At 72.0% G+C, this 13,926-nt stretch carries 13 protein-coding genes; 10 read left to right on the top strand and 3 right to left on the bottom strand.

What is annotated here, in order from left to right; all coding sequences use genetic code 11:
* Position 1: 1 nt before the first annotated feature.
* From ACFVS8_RS00725 to leuA, 7 genes are all read left to right on the top strand, one after another.
* A complete protein-coding gene (locus tag ACFVS8_RS00725; protein WP_387056682.1) occupies positions 2 to 1,318 on the top strand; it encodes a hemolysin family protein in 1,317 nt (438 codons plus the stop codon).
* The gene (gene era / locus ACFVS8_RS00730) at positions 1,311 to 2,204 is read left to right on the top strand and encodes a GTPase Era (RefSeq protein WP_387056683.1); all 894 of its coding nucleotides are present in this window, start codon (positions 1,311 to 1,313) and stop codon (positions 2,202 to 2,204) included. Before ACFVS8_RS00725 ends, era begins: the two co-directional genes overlap by 8 nt.
* Before the next feature lie 125 nt (positions 2,205 to 2,329).
* Positions 2,330 to 3,562 carry a sensor histidine kinase gene (locus ACFVS8_RS00735; RefSeq protein ID WP_387056684.1) on the top strand — a complete coding sequence of 411 codons (1,233 nt, stop codon included), beginning with the start codon at positions 2,330 to 2,332 and terminating at the stop codon, positions 3,560 to 3,562.
* Positions 3,559 to 4,236 carry a response regulator gene (locus ACFVS8_RS00740; protein ID WP_387056685.1) on the top strand — a complete coding sequence of 226 codons (678 nt, stop codon included), beginning with the start codon at positions 3,559 to 3,561 and terminating at the stop codon, positions 4,234 to 4,236. Before ACFVS8_RS00735 ends, ACFVS8_RS00740 begins: the two co-directional genes overlap by 4 nt.
* 74 nt (positions 4,237 to 4,310) lie before the next feature.
* On the top strand, positions 4,311 to 5,072 hold the full coding sequence (locus ACFVS8_RS00745; RefSeq protein ID WP_387056686.1) for an ABC transporter ATP-binding protein: 762 nt from the start codon (positions 4,311 to 4,313) through the stop codon (positions 5,070 to 5,072).
* Positions 5,069 to 6,463: an FtsX-like permease family protein gene (locus tag ACFVS8_RS00750; RefSeq protein WP_387056687.1), complete on the top strand. Its 1,395-nt coding sequence runs from the start codon at positions 5,069 to 5,071 to the stop codon at positions 6,461 to 6,463. The genes ACFVS8_RS00745 and ACFVS8_RS00750 overlap by 4 nt, the downstream gene beginning before the upstream one ends.
* Positions 6,464 to 6,785: 322 nt before the next feature.
* Positions 6,786 to 8,558 carry a 2-isopropylmalate synthase gene (gene leuA / locus ACFVS8_RS00755; RefSeq protein ID WP_387056688.1) on the top strand — a complete coding sequence of 591 codons (1,773 nt, stop codon included), beginning with the start codon at positions 6,786 to 6,788 and terminating at the stop codon, positions 8,556 to 8,558.
* A gap of 104 nt (positions 8,559 to 8,662) precedes the next feature.
* Here the strand turns inward: leuA and ACFVS8_RS00760 are convergent, their stop codons facing one another.
* Positions 8,663 to 9,346, bottom strand: coding sequence for a trimeric intracellular cation channel family protein (locus ACFVS8_RS00760; protein ID WP_387056689.1), 684 nt, complete (start codon positions 9,344 to 9,346; stop codon positions 8,663 to 8,665).
* An 83-nt stretch (positions 9,347 to 9,429) separates the two neighbouring features.
* Between ACFVS8_RS00760 and recO the strand changes: the two genes are divergently transcribed.
* The gene (gene recO / locus ACFVS8_RS00765) at positions 9,430 to 10,170 is read left to right on the top strand and encodes a DNA repair protein RecO (protein WP_387056690.1); all 741 of its coding nucleotides are present in this window, start codon (positions 9,430 to 9,432) and stop codon (positions 10,168 to 10,170) included.
* Positions 10,167 to 10,973, top strand: a complete 807-nt coding sequence (locus tag ACFVS8_RS00770; RefSeq protein ID WP_387056691.1) for an isoprenyl transferase — start codon at positions 10,167 to 10,169, stop codon at positions 10,971 to 10,973. The genes recO and ACFVS8_RS00770 overlap by 4 nt, the downstream gene beginning before the upstream one ends.
* Before the next feature lie 18 nt (positions 10,974 to 10,991).
* Here ACFVS8_RS00770 and ACFVS8_RS00775 read toward each other — a convergent pair whose 3' ends face one another.
* Complete coding sequence (locus ACFVS8_RS00775) at positions 10,992 to 11,903, bottom strand: serine hydrolase (RefSeq protein ID WP_387056692.1); 912 nt, start codon at positions 11,901 to 11,903, stop codon at positions 10,992 to 10,994.
* Positions 11,893 to 12,807, bottom strand: a complete 915-nt coding sequence (locus tag ACFVS8_RS00780) for a LysR family transcriptional regulator (RefSeq protein ID WP_387056693.1) — start codon at positions 12,805 to 12,807, stop codon at positions 11,893 to 11,895. The genes ACFVS8_RS00775 and ACFVS8_RS00780 overlap by 11 nt, the downstream gene beginning before the upstream one ends.
* A 74-nt stretch (positions 12,808 to 12,881) precedes the next feature.
* Here ACFVS8_RS00780 and bla point away from each other — a divergent pair, with 74 nt between their 5' ends.
* A complete protein-coding gene (bla, locus tag ACFVS8_RS00785) occupies positions 12,882 to 13,820 on the top strand; it encodes a class A beta-lactamase (protein WP_387056694.1) in 939 nt (312 codons plus the stop codon).
* Positions 13,821 to 13,926 lie beyond the last annotated feature (106 nt).

Here is a 13,926-nt window from a genome sequence, read left to right on the forward strand (position 1 = left end):
CATGCAGCCCTGGCTCTTCCTCATGGCGGCGTTCCTGTTCGTCGCCTTCGGCGGTCTCATGGCCGCCGTCGACGCCGCGCTCGGGGCGACCAGCCGCGCCGACGTCACCGAGCTCGCGCTCGGGTCGCGCGCCCGGCGTTCGCTCCTGGCCATCGCCGACGACACGGGTGCGCACGTCAACGCCGTGAACTTCGTGCGCATCATCACCGAGACGACAGCCGCCGTGCTCGTCACCCTCGCGTTCGTGTCGTTCCTCGACAACGTGTGGTGGGTGCTGCTCTGGTCGGCGCTCATCATGACGGCGGTGTCGTTCGTGCTCGTCGGTGCCAGCCCGCGCAGCGTGGGCCGCGCGCACGCGCCGACGGTGCTGCGGCTGACCGCGCCGATCGTGCACTTCCTGCGCGTGCTGCTCGGGCCGCTCGCCAATGCGCTCGTGTCGCTCGGCAACCGCGTGACGCCCGGTCGCATCCGGTTCGCGGGGGTCTCGAGCGAGGAGCAGCTGCTCAGCATGGTCGACGAGGCCACCGAGCTCGAGGTGCTCGAGGAGGGCGACCGCGAGCTCATCCATTCCATCTTCGAGTTCAACGACACGGTCGCCCGCGAGGTCATGGTTCCCCGCACCGACATGGTCACGATCGAGTCGACCGCGCACCTGCCGCAGGCGATGGCGCTGTTCCTGAACGCCGGGTACTCCCGCATCCCGGTGATCGGCGAAGATGCCGACGACGTCGCCGGCATCCTGTACCTGCGCGACCTGGCGCGCCTCGGGTTCGAGCGCCCCATCGACGCCGCCGACCTCACCGTCGGCGAGCTCGCCCGCCCCGCCGTGTTCGTGCCCGACTCCATGAAGGCCGATGCGCTGCTGCGGCAGATGCAGCTCGAGTCCAACCACCTCGCGATGGTCGTCGACGAGTACGGCGGCATCGCCGGCCTCGTCACGCTCGAAGACGTCATCGAGGAACTGGTCGGCGACATCTCCGACGAGTACGACCGCGAGGCCGCGCAGATCGAGGAGCTCGACGCCGGGCGCTTCCGGGTGAACGCCCGCCTGCCGATCGACGAGCTCGGCGAGCTGTTCGGCCTCGACCTCGACGACGAGGACGTCGACTCGGCGGGTGGCCTGCTCGCGAAGGAGCTCGGGCGGCTCGCGCAGCCCGGGGAGCAGGCCGTGGTGTCGGGGCTCGTGCTCCGCGCCGAGCGCACCGAAGGGCGCCGCAAGCGCATCTCGACGATCCTCGTCGAACGCGACCAGTCGCTGATCGACGCCCAGCTGGCGTTCGATACCGGCGACGCAGACGGAAGGAAGCACCGTGGCTGAGTACCGCGCAGGATTCGTGTCGTTCGTCGGGCGGCCGAACGTCGGCAAGTCCACCCTCACGAACGCCCTCGTCGGCGAGAAGGTGGCGATCACGAGCTCGAAGCCGCAGACCACGCGCCGCGCGATCCGCGGCATCGTGCATCGCGACCACGGCCAGCTCATCCTCGTCGACACGCCGGGGCTGCACCGCCCGCGCACGCTGCTCGGCGAGCGGTTGAACTCGCTCGTGCAGTCGACGTTGGGCGACGTCGACGTCATCGCCTTCTGCGTGCCCGCCAACGAGCCGATCGGCCCGGGCGACCGGTTCATCAACGAGCAACTCGACCAGTATCCGCGGGCCAAGAAGGTCGCGATCGTGACGAAGACCGATGCCGCGGGCAAGGCGAAGATCGCCGAGCAGCTGCTCGCGGTCTCCGAGCTGCGCGACTGGGACGCCGTGATCCCGGTGTCCGCCCCGCGCGGCGAACAGCTCGACGTGCTCGTCGACGAACTGCTGAAGCTGCTGCCGACCTCCGACCAGCCGCTCTACCCGGCCGAGACGCTCACCGACGAGGACACGTCGGAGCGCATCGCCGAGTTCATCCGCGAGGCAGCGCTCGAGGGCGTGACCGACGAGCTCCCGCACTCGATCGCGGTCGTCGTCGACGACATGGTCGAGCGGGAGGACAAGGACCTCCTCGAGATCTACGCGAACCTCTACGTCGAGCGCGACAGCCAGAAGGGCATCATCATCGGCAAGGGCGGTTCGCGGCTGCGCGAGGTCGGAGCCACGGCACGCGCGCAGATCGAGGCCCTGCTCGGTCGCAAGGTCTACCTCGCCCTGCACATCAAGGTCGCCAAGGACTGGCAGCGCGATCCCAAGCTGCTCGGCCGGCTCGGCTTCTGACGCCGCGGGCGCGCCGGCCTCGCCGCGTCGCGGATCGCGGAACCGCTCCGCCGGCCCGTACGACTCAAGGATGATTCGGGCGCGCTGACGCGGCATCCGGAGCACGCAGCGCGTACGGTGGATCGGTGCCCGAGTACCGAATCAGCCGCGCGAAGCTGACGACCGACATCGTGCTGGCCCTGGTGTTCGGCCTGATGTCGCTGCCGTTCGCGCTCATGGGCAACTGGGCCGACCTCGCCGCGATGGCGCTGTTCGTCGGCGCCCTCGCGGTGCGCAGGCTCGCCCCGGCGTGGTCGCTCGGCATCGCCTGGGCCGCCGCGACGGTGCAGATGGCGGCGCTGCGCGACCTGCAGTTCTACGACTTCGCCGTGCTCGGCGTGCTCTACTCGACGGCGGCCCACGGCGGCCGGCTGGTCAAGTGGCTCGGGCTGGTGTCGGCCGGTGCCGGCGCGCTCATCGCGACGCTGTACCTGCAGGTCGTCATGCCGGTGTTCGACGGACGCGGCGGCCTCGGCCCCGAGAACCTGCTCGCGGCGGCGTTCATCTTCGTCGCCTCGGTCGCGGTGCTCGTGCTCGCGTGGACCGCCGGGCTCCTCGCCCGGTCGGTGCGCGACGGGCGCGAGGTGCGCCGACGCGAGGAGGTCGCGAACCGCGAGCGGGCCCTGGCCGAGTACCGCTACACCGTCGAGCAGGAGCGCAACCGCATCGCGCGCGACATGCACGACGTGGTCGCGCACTCCCTCGCGGTCGTGATCGCGCAGGCCGACGGCGCGAGGTTCGCGGCGCGCACGCGTCCCGAAGCGGCCTCGGAGGCGCTCTCGACCATCTCGGGCGTCGCCCGGGGCGCGCTCGGCGATGTGCGTGTGCTGCTCGCGGAGCTCCGCCATCGAGAGGGCGGAGCCCCGCAGCCGGTGCTCGACGACCTCGGCGGGCTCATCTCGGGCGTCGTCGACGCCGGGCTCGACGTGCGGCTCGTCGAGACGGGCGAGCGGCGCGAGCTCGGCACCGGCCACCAGATCGCCGTCTACCGCATCGTGCAGGAGGCGCTCACGAACGCGCTCCGACACGGTGACACGTCGGCGCCGGTCGACGTCCGGCTCGACTGGGCCGACGACGGCATCGGGCTCGCGATCTCCAACCGCATGACGGCGGATGCCGCGGGCGGCCCGCAGGCGACCGGTGCCGTTCCCGCCGGGTCGCCGCCGCCCGCCACGAGGCACGGCATCACGGGCATGCGCGAGCGCGCGCAGCTCGTGGGCGGCGCGTTGAGCGCCGAACCCGGCGCCGAGGGCGTCTTCCACGTCGTCGCGCGCATTCCCGCGCAGCCCAGGACCCCCGACTCGAGGAGCACCCCATGACCGCGATCCGCGTCGCGCTGATCGACGACCAGGCGCTCTTCCGATCGGGCGTGCGCATGCTGGTCGAGTCGCAGCCCGACCTCGAGGTCGTGGGGGAGGCGGGCGACGGGCTCGCGGGCGCGGCCCTCGCCGCCACGACGCGGCCCGACGTCGTGCTCATGGACGTGCGCATGCCGCTGCTCGACGGCATCCAGGCGACCGAGCGGATCCTCGCGGAGGCGGAGCGCGACGGGCGCCGTGCGCCGCGCATCGTCGTGCTCACGACCTTCGACCTCGACGAGAACGCCGCGAAGGCGATCCGGGCGGGGGCGAGCGGGTTCGTGCTGAAGGACGCCGACCCCGAGTTCCTGCTCGCGGCGATCCGCACGGTGCACCAGGGCAATCAGGTGATCGCGGCGAGCGCGACGCGCGAGCTGTTCGCGCACCTGGCCCGGGGGAGCGGCCGGCGACCGGCGCCCTCGACGTGGGGCGAGCTGACGCCGCGCGAGCGGGAGATCTTCGGGTTCGCGGCCCGCGGCATGTCGAACTCCGAGATCGCGGCGTCCGAGTTCCTCTCGGAGGCCACGGTGAAGACGCACGTGAGCCGGATCCTCGCCAAGCTCGGCCTCCGCGACCGCGTGCAGCTCGTCGTGTTCGCGTACGAGCACGACCTCGGACTCCCGGGCGACGCCTGATCATACTCCGGGATGACGCACGACCATCCCGGCGCCCGACGACCGGGCGCGCTGCCGTCCGTAGCGTCGGAGGCATGCAGATCCAACCCTCAGACCTCGGACTCATCGCCCGCGTCACCAACCTCGGCAAGCGCTACGGCTCGGGCGACGGGCAGGTCACCGCGCTCGACGACGTGTCGCTCGGCCTGCGTCGCGGCGAGTTCACCGCGATCATGGGCCCGTCGGGCTCCGGCAAGTCGACGCTCATGCACATCATGGCGGGGCTCGACTCGCCGACGTCGGGTCGGGCGTGGCTCGGCGACACCGACATCACCGACCTGCCCGACGCGCAGCTCACGCTGCTCCGTCGTCGGCGCATCGGGTTCGTGTTCCAGTCGTTCAACCTCGTGCCCACGCTCGACGTGCGCGGCAACGTGCTGCTGCCGTTCGAGCTCGACGGGCGTCGCCCGACGCACGAGGAGCAGACGTGGATCGAGGAGCTCTTCGACGTGCTGGGCCTCGCCTCCCGCGAGCGCCACCGCCCGCACGAGCTGAGCGGCGGACAGCAGCAGCGCGTCGCGATCGCCCGCGCGCTGGCGACCCGGCCCGATCTCGTGTTCGCCGACGAGCCGACCGGCAACCTCGACTCGCGCACGGGCCGCGAGGTGCTCGCGCTGCTCGCCTCGGCGTCGTCGAGGTACGGCCAGTCGATCGCGATGGTCACGCACGACCCCGTCGCGGCGAGCCACGCCGACCGCATCCTGTTCCTCGCCGACGGCCGCATCGTGCGCGACGCCGCGCGGTCGACGGCCGAGGAGATCGGCTCGTACATGCTCTCGATGGAGACGGCGGCGTGACTCGCGCGAAGGATCTCGTGCCGACGCTGCTCGTCGCGACGCTCGCCTCGGCCTTCGGCGTGGCCCTGCTGCAGGTCACGCGCATCCTGACGGCGGTGATCACCTCGCAGGACGGGCTCGAGGACAGCGGCACGGTGCAGCTCATGCTCTCGCTCGTCGCCGGCGTGTTCATCACGATCGCGGTCTACGTGAGCGCAGTCGTCACGACCAACACGGTCGCGACCGTCGTCGCGGGGCGCACGCGCCTCATCGCCCTGCTGCGGCTCATCGGGTCGAGCGCCCGCGCCCAGCGGGCGGCGGTCGCCCGCGAGGGGCTGCTCATCGGGCTCGTCGGCGCGGTGGTCGGCGGCGCGGTCGGCGTGGCCGTCGCCTGGGGCCTCGGCGAGTTCGGGATGGCGCAGGGCACCGTTCCGCGCGCCGACTACGAGCTCTTCGACGCGGTGCTGCTCGCGCCCATGGCGGCCGTCGTGCTCACCACGTGGCTGGCCGCGTGGACGGGATCGCGGCGCGTGCTCGCGGTGCGCCCGGCGCAGGCGCTCGGCAACGCGACCGAGGCCGATTTCGACGAGGTCGCCTCGCGCCGCGGCCGCGCGGTCGCAGCCTGGATCCTCGGCGTGCTCGGTGTCGGGCTGCTCGCGCTCGGCGTGATCGTCGGACTCGTGCGCCCCGAGGGCGTGGTCATCGGCCTCGTCGGGGGCATCCTCTCGTTCACGGCGATCGTGCTCGCCTCGCACCGCATGATGCCGCCCGTGCTGCGACTCGTGGGCCGCCTCTTCGGCGACCGCCCGGCGGCCCGCCTCGCGGCCGAGAACGCCGTGCGCCACCCCGAGCGCTCGTCGCGCATGACGATCGGCCTGGTGATCGGCGTGACACTTGTGACGACCTTCGCCGTCACCATGCAGACCTACCGCGAGATGGTGCTGCTCGCGACCGCCGACCGCCCCGAGATGCAGGAGGCACTGGGCCCGGTCATCGACGGAACGGTCGCGGTGTTCTCGACGCTCATCGGCTTCAGCGCGGTCATCGCGGCGGTGGGCCTCGTGAACACGCTCTCGATCAGCGTCATGCAGCGCACCCGGGAGCTCGGGCTGCTGCGTGCGCTCGGCTTCGATCGCACGCAGCTGCGGGTCATGGTGCTCGTCGAGGCCGCGGCGCTCACGGTCGCGGCGACGCTCGTCGGCCTCGTGCTCGGCATCGCGTACGGCTGGGTCGGGGCGCAGTCGATGCTGGGCTCGGTCGGCAGCGGCCCCGGCATCGTCGCACCCGTGATCCCCTGGCCGATCGTGGCGATCGTCGTCGGCGCCGCGGCGGTGCTGACGCTCGTCGCCTCGGTCGCGCCCATGCGGCGGGCGGCCCGCGTGTCGCCCGTCGTCGCGCTCGCGATCGACTAGACCGGGGGTACCGACGTTCCGCGCGGGGGCGCGGAACGGGGGAACGGTGCGGGCGGATGCCTCGGGGGAGGCTCCGCCCGCATCGCCGCCCCGTGGCGTCGCCCGTGCCATCGCCGCGCTCGCCCGGTCATACGGCTCGTGCGGGTCGCAGCCGGGTCGCGCAGGTCGTGTTCGTGCGCGAGACGCTCGAGCAGTGTTAGCCTTGGTGTGTGTCTTACGGCCTGCTTCTTCTTAGCTGCCGCAGCGAGTCCTAGTTTCCAGGCCTCCCTCGCTGCGGAGTTCGTCGTCGGCTGAAAACCCCGAGAAGCGAGAAGAGCACCCCATGAAGAACACCCAGAAGCCCTCGGCGATGCCCGTGCACCGCTACCGCCCGTTCCACGAGCAGATCGTCGTCGACCTGCCCGACCGCACGTGGCCCTCGAAGCGCATCGAGTCGGCACCCCGCTGGTGCGCCGTCGACCTGCGCGACGGCAACCAGGCCCTCATCGACCCGATGAGCCCCGAGCGCAAGCGCATCATGTTCGACCTGCTCGTGAAGATGGGCTACAAGGAGATCGAGGTCGGGTTCCCGAGCGCGAGCCAGACCGACTTCGACTTCGTGCGCAGCCTCATCGAGGAGGGCGCGATCCCCGACGACGTCACCATCCAGGTGCTGACGCAGGCGCGCGACCACCTCATCGAGCGCACGTACGAGTCGATCCGGGGCGCGAAGCAGGCGATCGTGCACCTCTACAACTCCACGAGCATCCTGCAGCGCGACGTCGTGTTCCGCACCGACCGGCAGGGCATCATCGACATCGCCCTGCACGGCGCGCGCAAGTGCCGCGAGATGGAGTCGACCGTTCCGGGCACCGAGGTGTACTACGAGTACTCGCCCGAGAGCTACACGGGCACCGAGCTCGAGTTCGCCGTCGACGTGTGCAACCAGGTCATCGAGATCTTCGAGCCCACGCCCGAGCGCAAGGTCATCATCAACCTGCCCGCGACGGTCGAGATGGCCACGCCCAACGTCTACGCCGACTCGATCGAGTGGATGAGCCGCCACCTGGCCCACCGCGAGAACGTGATCCTCTCGCTGCACCCTCACAACGATCGAGGCACCGCGATCGCCGCGGCCGAGCTCGGCTACATGGCCGGCGCCGACCGCATCGAGGGATGCCTCTTCGGCAACGGCGAGCGCACCGGCAACGTCGACCTGGTCGCCCTCGGCATCAACCTGTTCACCCAGGGCATCGACCCCCAGATCGACTTCAGCGACGTCGACGAGGTCAAGCGCACGGCGGAGTACTGCAACCAGCTGCCCGTGCACGAGCGCAGCCCGTGGGCCGGCGACCTCGTCTACACGGCGTTCTCGGGCTCTCACCAAGACGCGATCAAGAAGGGCTTCGAGGCCATGGCCGTCGAGGCCGAGCGTCGTGGTGTGACGGTCGACGAGCTCGAGTGGGCCGTGCCCTACCTGCCCGTCGACCCGCGCGACCTGGGCCGCAGCTACGAGGCCGTGATCCGCGTGAACTCGCAGTCGGGCAAGGGCGGCGTCGCCTACCTGCTGAAGACCGACCACGCGCTCGACCTGCCGCGCAAGCTGCAGATCGAGTTCTCGGGCGTCGTGCAGGCCAAGACCGACGAAGAGGGCGGCGAGGTCTCGAGCGACGAGATCTGGCGCATCTTCACCGACGAGTACCTGCCGGCCGCCGCCGACCGCGCCGACGACAAGTGGGGCCGGTTCGAACTGCTGTCGATGCGCACCGAGAGCGCGCTCGACGGCGTGGTCAACGTGCGGGTGGGCCTGCGCGACGGCGACGAGCGCGTCGACGCCGACGCGAGCGGCAACGGCCCGATCTCGGCGTTCCTGTCGGTGCTCGGCGCCGAGGGCGTCGACGTGAAGCTCCGCGACTACGTCGAGCACGCGCTCACCGCGAGCGGCGACGCCCAGGCCGCGGCCTACGTCGAGCTCGAGGTCGAGGGCCAGGTGCTGTGGGGCGTGGGCATCGACGCCGACATCTCCACGGCGTCGCTCAAGGCCGTCGTCTCGGCCGTCAACCGCGCGATCCGCTCGCGCGTCGAGGTCGTCGAGCTCGAGGTCGTCGGCGCCTGACCTGACCGACCCGATCGAACGGCGGATGCCGCGTGCCCACGTCGGCACGCGGCATCCGCCGTTCTCAGGCCACGACCGTCGCACTCGAGGCGAGCGCGGCGCGGTCAGTTGCGGATGATCGGCAGCATGCCCGTCTCGGTGGCGACCTTGCGGCGGTAGAGCATGCGCTGCTCGGGGAGCGACACGTCGAAGATCACCGCGAGCCAGCGGATGACGGCCGTGACGCCCACGCAGACGATGCCGGCGATGAACAGTTGCACGTCGAACAGGTGCAGCACGGCGAGCACGATGCATCCGGCTCCGGCGGCGACCGCGTAGAGCGACCCGACGTGCATGATCGCGATCGGCAGGCCCATCAGCATGTCGCGGAGCACGCCGCCGCCGGCCGCGGCGGCCACGCCGACGAACACGGCGGGCAGGAACGGCAGGCCGAGCGCGAGCGCCTTCGAGGTGCCGAGCGCGCCGAACATGCCGATCACGATCGCATCGAGCCCGACGATGACGCCGTTGACCCTCGTGAGCGGTCCGGCCAGCAGCATGCCGACGAGCGCGGCCGCGATCGCGACGACCAGGTACCAGTTGCTCTGCAGCGCGCGCAGCGGCTCGTTCAGCAGCAGGTCGCGGATCATGCCGCCGCCGAACCCCATCACGATGCCCACGAGGGCGACGCCGAGCAGGTCGAGTCGGCGCTGCCCCTGGAAGCCGGAGGCGAACAGGGCGCCCTGCACGCCGCCGAGGCCGACGGCGGTGAGATCGAGCCAGAGGGGGATGAAGAACTGGGTTTCCACGAGGCAAGTGAACCAGACGGATGCCGCGTACGGGCCATCCGCGCGGTGCGCCGTGCCGTCGGCGGCGGGTGGGAGAATGAAGGGTGCCCGTCTACCGAGATGAAGCCGTCGTGCTGCGCACCCACAAGCTGGGTGAGGCCGACCGCATCCTCACGCTCCTCACGAGACGGCACGGCAAGATCCGCGCGGTCGCGAAGGGCGTGCGTCGCACCGGCTCGAAGTTCGGCGCCAGGCTCGAGCCGTTCATGGTGGCCGATCTGCAGCTCTACGAGGGCCGCACCCTCGACGTCGTGACCCAGGCCGAGTCGCTCGGCTCGTACGGCGCCGAGATCAGCGCCGACTACGCCGCCTACACGGCCGCGAGCGCGATGGTCGAGGCGGCCGACAAGCTCACCGAGTCGGAGGGGTCGCTGCAGCAGTACCTGCTGCTCGTCGGGGCGCTGCGCTCGCTCGCGCGCGGCGAGCACGGGGCGACGCTCACGCTCGACTCGTACCTGCTGCGCGCCCTCGCCCTCGCGGGCTGGGCGCCGAGCTTCGACGACTGCTCGCGCTGCGGGCGCCCCGGCGAGCACACCGCGGTCGTCGTGCAGCTCGGCGGCGTCGTGTGCGACGAGGAGTGCGCCCCACCCGGAACCCCGCGCATCGCGCGATCGACGGTGGCGCTGCTCGGAGCCCTGCTCGCGGGCGACTGGGCGTTCGTCGACGCCTCGGCCGCCGGCGACCGCAACCAGGCCAGCGGCATCGTCGCCGCCTACACCCAGTGGCACCTCGAACGGGGACTCCGTTCGCTGCCGCACGTCTCGAGGGAGACCACCGCACCGTGACGCCCAAGCCCTACACGCACCGCGACGCCGTCGCGTACCGGCCGCTCGACTGGACGGGCCTGTATCCGCCCGCGTTCCCGAAGGGCGCCGTGCCGAACCACGTCGCCATCGTCATGGACGGCAACGGGCGCTGGGCGAACCGGAGGGGCCTGACCCGCATCGAGGGCCACAAGGCCGGCGAGGTCGCGCTGCTCGACGTCGTCGCCGGCGCGATCCAGGCCGGCGTCAAGCACCTCTCGGTGTACGCGTTCTCGACCGAGAACTGGAAGCGGTCGCCCGACGAGGTGCGCTTCCTGATGGGCTACAACCGCGACGTGCTGCACCGTCGCCGCGACCAGCTCAACGAGTGGGGCGTGCGCATCCGCTGGGCCGGCCGCAAGCCGCGCCTCTGGGCCTCGGTCATCAACGAGCTGCAGTACGCAGAGAAGCTCACCGCCGGCAACGACACCCTCACGCTCACGATGTGCGTGAACTACGGCGGCCGCAACGAGATCACCGACGCGGTGCGCTCGATCGCCGACGACGTGGCCTCGGGGCGCATCAGGCCGTCGGCCGTGAGCGAGAAGCTCATCGCCAAGCGGCTCTACGTGCCCGAGATGCCCGACGTCGACCTGTTCGTGCGCTCGTCGGGCGAGCAGCGCACGTCGAACTTCCTGCTGTGGCAGTCGGCGTACGCCGAGATGGTGTTCCTCGACCAGCTCTGGCCCGACTTCTCGCGCACCGACCTGTGGCAGGCGATCGAGCTCTACGCGTCGCGCAACCGCCGCTTCGGCGGTGCGGTCGACGCGCCGTCGACGGCCTGAACCGGGCCGCGTCCGTTCTCAGCGCGGCGTGCGGGTCGCACGCACCTGGTCGTGCAGCAGGCGGGCGGCGTGGCCGAGCGCCTGCTCGGCGCCCGGCTGGCGTCGCGCCGGGATCGTCGACCGGCTGAGCACCGCGATCGCGAACACCCCGCCGTCGGCGTGCTCGAGCACGCCGACCTCGTGCCGGAGGTGCAGGAACGTGCCGGTCTTCGAGAACCACTCCGCATCGTCGGACTCGAGGTCGGGTGCGAGGCGGTGCCGCATCAGGTTCGACCCGAGCAGGCGGCGGAGGGGCTCCCGCTCGGCGGCGAGCCGAGGATCGGTCCAGATCCGCTCGAGCAGGTCGACGAACGCGCGCGAGCTGCCCGCATTGGCGTGCGTCACGTCGAGCTGCGGCACGAGGTGACCGCCGCCATCCGTCGAGGCCCGGATGGCGAGGGCGAGCGCCTGCGGCATCTCGTCGTGCGTGAGCCGCGCGGCGAGCGTCTCGTGCAGGTCCTGGATCGTGTGGCGCACCGTGATCTCGGCGAGGCCGAGCTCGCGCATGAGCGCCGTGACCTCGGCGGGCGGGCAGCGGGCGAAGAGGGCGTCTGCGGCGGTGTCATCGCTCACGCTCATCGCGAGGGAGAGCAGGTCCTCCACGGCGACGCGGGTCGGATGCTCGAACCTGCAGAGTCCGGTGGGCCCCGGCGTCCGCGTCGACGGATCCAGGTCGACGGCGTCGTCGAGCGCGAGCGATCCGGCGGCGGCGGCGCGAAGCACGGCGAGGGCGAGCGGCAGCTTCACGACCGAGGCGAGCGGGAATGCGGCATCCGGTTCGAGGGCCAGTTCGCGCCCGGTGCCGAGATCGCGCACCGTGATCGACGCGCTCAGCCCCGCGTCTTCGAGGGTCTCGGCCGCGTCGCGCAGCACGAGTCGGTCAGGACGCATGCGAATCCGCGGTCGCCGATGGGGCGGTGCCGAGCAGGCCGGGCAGCAGCGGGCCGGTCGTGTCGAGGAACCGCGCGGCGAGGTCGCCGTCGCGGGAGACGAGGGTGTAGCCGCGCATGAGGTGCAGGTCGCCGAGCGGATGCCACGCGAGATCCGCCTCGTCGGCCTCCGACCTGGTGCAGAGCACGAGGTCGCCGTTGCCGATGGCCTTGGCGATCGCCGTGACCAGCGAGGTCGCGAGGCGCAGGTGCCCGGCGGCGAGCCCCGCGCCGTTGCGCACTCGCTCGAGGCGGTCGCGCACGTTCGGCACGTCGTCCTCGGGCTGCAGCCAGAGCAGGCGCCGCTCGGGCGTGCCGCGTCTGGGTCGGAGCTCGGCGAGGTAGAACGGCTCGTCACCGCTGTCGGCGCCGCGCGCGAACCCGACGCCGAGCGGCGTCAGCCAGTCGGCCCGGTCGGGCTCGACGTGCTGGAGCGCGAGCTGCGCGCGGCCCGAGCTCATCCACTCGGCGCGCTCGCGCGGGGCGCCCTCGAGCAGCTCGACCGTGAGCGCCTGGTCGGCCGCGGCCGCGCACACCCGAGCGGCGGCGGCGGGGGAGAGATGACGCGGGACCGCGACCGTGACCGGCAGGGCGCGCGCATGGTCGGCGTCGTCGGTGAACTCCTGGGCGGCGACGACGAGGCGCGTCGCTCCCGGCAGCACGCTGCGACCGAATGCGGTGAGCGCGACTCGGCGCGACGAGCGCTCGAACAGACGTGCGCCGAGGTGGCTCTCGAGGGCGGCGATGCGGCGGCTGGCGACGGATTGCGTCACTCCGGTGCCCATCGCGCCGGCTGTGAAGCTCTCGCGCTCGGCCACGGAAACGAAGGCCTCGCAGGCCGACAGCAGGTCGAAGTTGCGGGGCATGGATGCGATTCTGGCATGAATAGGGGCGTTTCGTGCTTTGCCTGCATCCGTCATGCGTCGCAAGACTGCGATGCATGATTCCAACACCTGAATCCACTTCGATCTCCCGTCGTTCGCTGCTCGCGCTCGGAGGCGCGACGACCGCTGGAGCCGCACTCGCGGCGTTCTCGGCGGCGCCCGCCCTCGCTGTGCCGACTGGGGCGGCGGACGCGTTCTCGGGCGGCGGGTCGGCCCGGATGGCGCGCGAGCTCGCCGCGCTCGAGCGCGCGACATCCGTCACCATCGGGGTCGTCGCACGGGAGCACGGTGACCGACGGGCGTTCCGCTACCGGGCCGACTCGGTCTTCCCCATGTGCTCGCTGTTCAAGACGCTGGCGGTCGCGGCGCTCGTGCAGGCCCGCGGCTACGACGAGACCTACTGGAGCACGCCGATCCCGTTCACCGACGCCGACGTCGTCACCGACTCGATCGTGCTCGACGATCTCGATCCGCAGCAGGCGACGCCGGGGTTCCTCGCCGACGCCGCCCTGCGGTTCAGCGACAACACGGCGGGCAACCTGCTGCTGCGCGAACTCGGCGGCCCCGGCGCGATCACGGCGTTCGCGGCGTCGCTCGGCGCCGACCGCACACGCCTCGACCGCTGGGAGCCCGACCTCAACGCCGCGGTGCCCGGCGACCCGCGCGACACCACGACGCCCGACGACATCGCCCGCCTCTACGAGGCGCTGCTGCTCGACGACGCGGCCGGCGTACTGGCGGGGGCCAGGCTCCGCGAGTGGATGCTGCGCAACACCACCTCGGGTGCGCGCATGCGGGCCGGGCTGCAACCGCCGTACGAACTCGCCGACAAGACCGGCGGCGGCTCCTACGGCGTCGTCAACGACGCGGGCGTGCTGTGGCGTGCGGGGCGGCGGCCGCTGACCCTGGTGATCCTCACCCGCACCGACGATCCGAACGCGACCCGCAACAACGAGGTGGTCGCCGAGGCGACGCGCATCGTCGTCGGCGACTGAGCGGGCGCGGGGGGCGCGCCCGGGCCCCCCCGCCCCCCCCCCGCCCCCCCCCCCCCCCCCCGCCGTCGCCGGCCCCCCCGCCCCCCCCCCCGCCCCCCCCCCCACC

The organism is Agromyces sp. NPDC058110 (assembly GCF_042884735.1).
Lineage (GTDB): Bacteria > Actinomycetota > Actinomycetes > Actinomycetales > Microbacteriaceae > Agromyces.

Excerpts from the sequence above, each read along its gene's own strand:
- ACFVS8_RS00725 (WP_387056682.1), top strand. The coding sequence starts at position 2 with ATGCAGCCCTGGCTCTTCCTCATGGCGGCGTTCCTGTTCGTCGCCTTC.
- ACFVS8_RS00740 (WP_387056685.1), top strand. The coding sequence starts at position 3,559 with ATGACCGCGATCCGCGTCGCGCTGATCGACGACCAGGCGCTCTTCCGA.
- ACFVS8_RS00745 (WP_387056686.1), top strand. The coding sequence starts at position 4,311 with ATGCAGATCCAACCCTCAGACCTCGGACTCATCGCCCGCGTCACCAAC.
- leuA (WP_387056688.1), top strand. The coding sequence starts at position 6,786 with ATGAAGAACACCCAGAAGCCCTCGGCGATGCCCGTGCACCGCTACCGC.
- ACFVS8_RS00775 (WP_387056692.1), bottom strand. The coding sequence starts at position 11,903 with ATGCGTCCTGACCGACTCGTGCTGCGCGACGCGGCCGAGACCCTCGAA.
- ACFVS8_RS00780 (WP_387056693.1), bottom strand. The coding sequence starts at position 12,807 with ATGCCCCGCAACTTCGACCTGCTGTCGGCCTGCGAGGCCTTCGTTTCC.
- bla (WP_387056694.1), top strand. The coding sequence starts at position 12,882 with ATGATTCCAACACCTGAATCCACTTCGATCTCCCGTCGTTCGCTGCTC.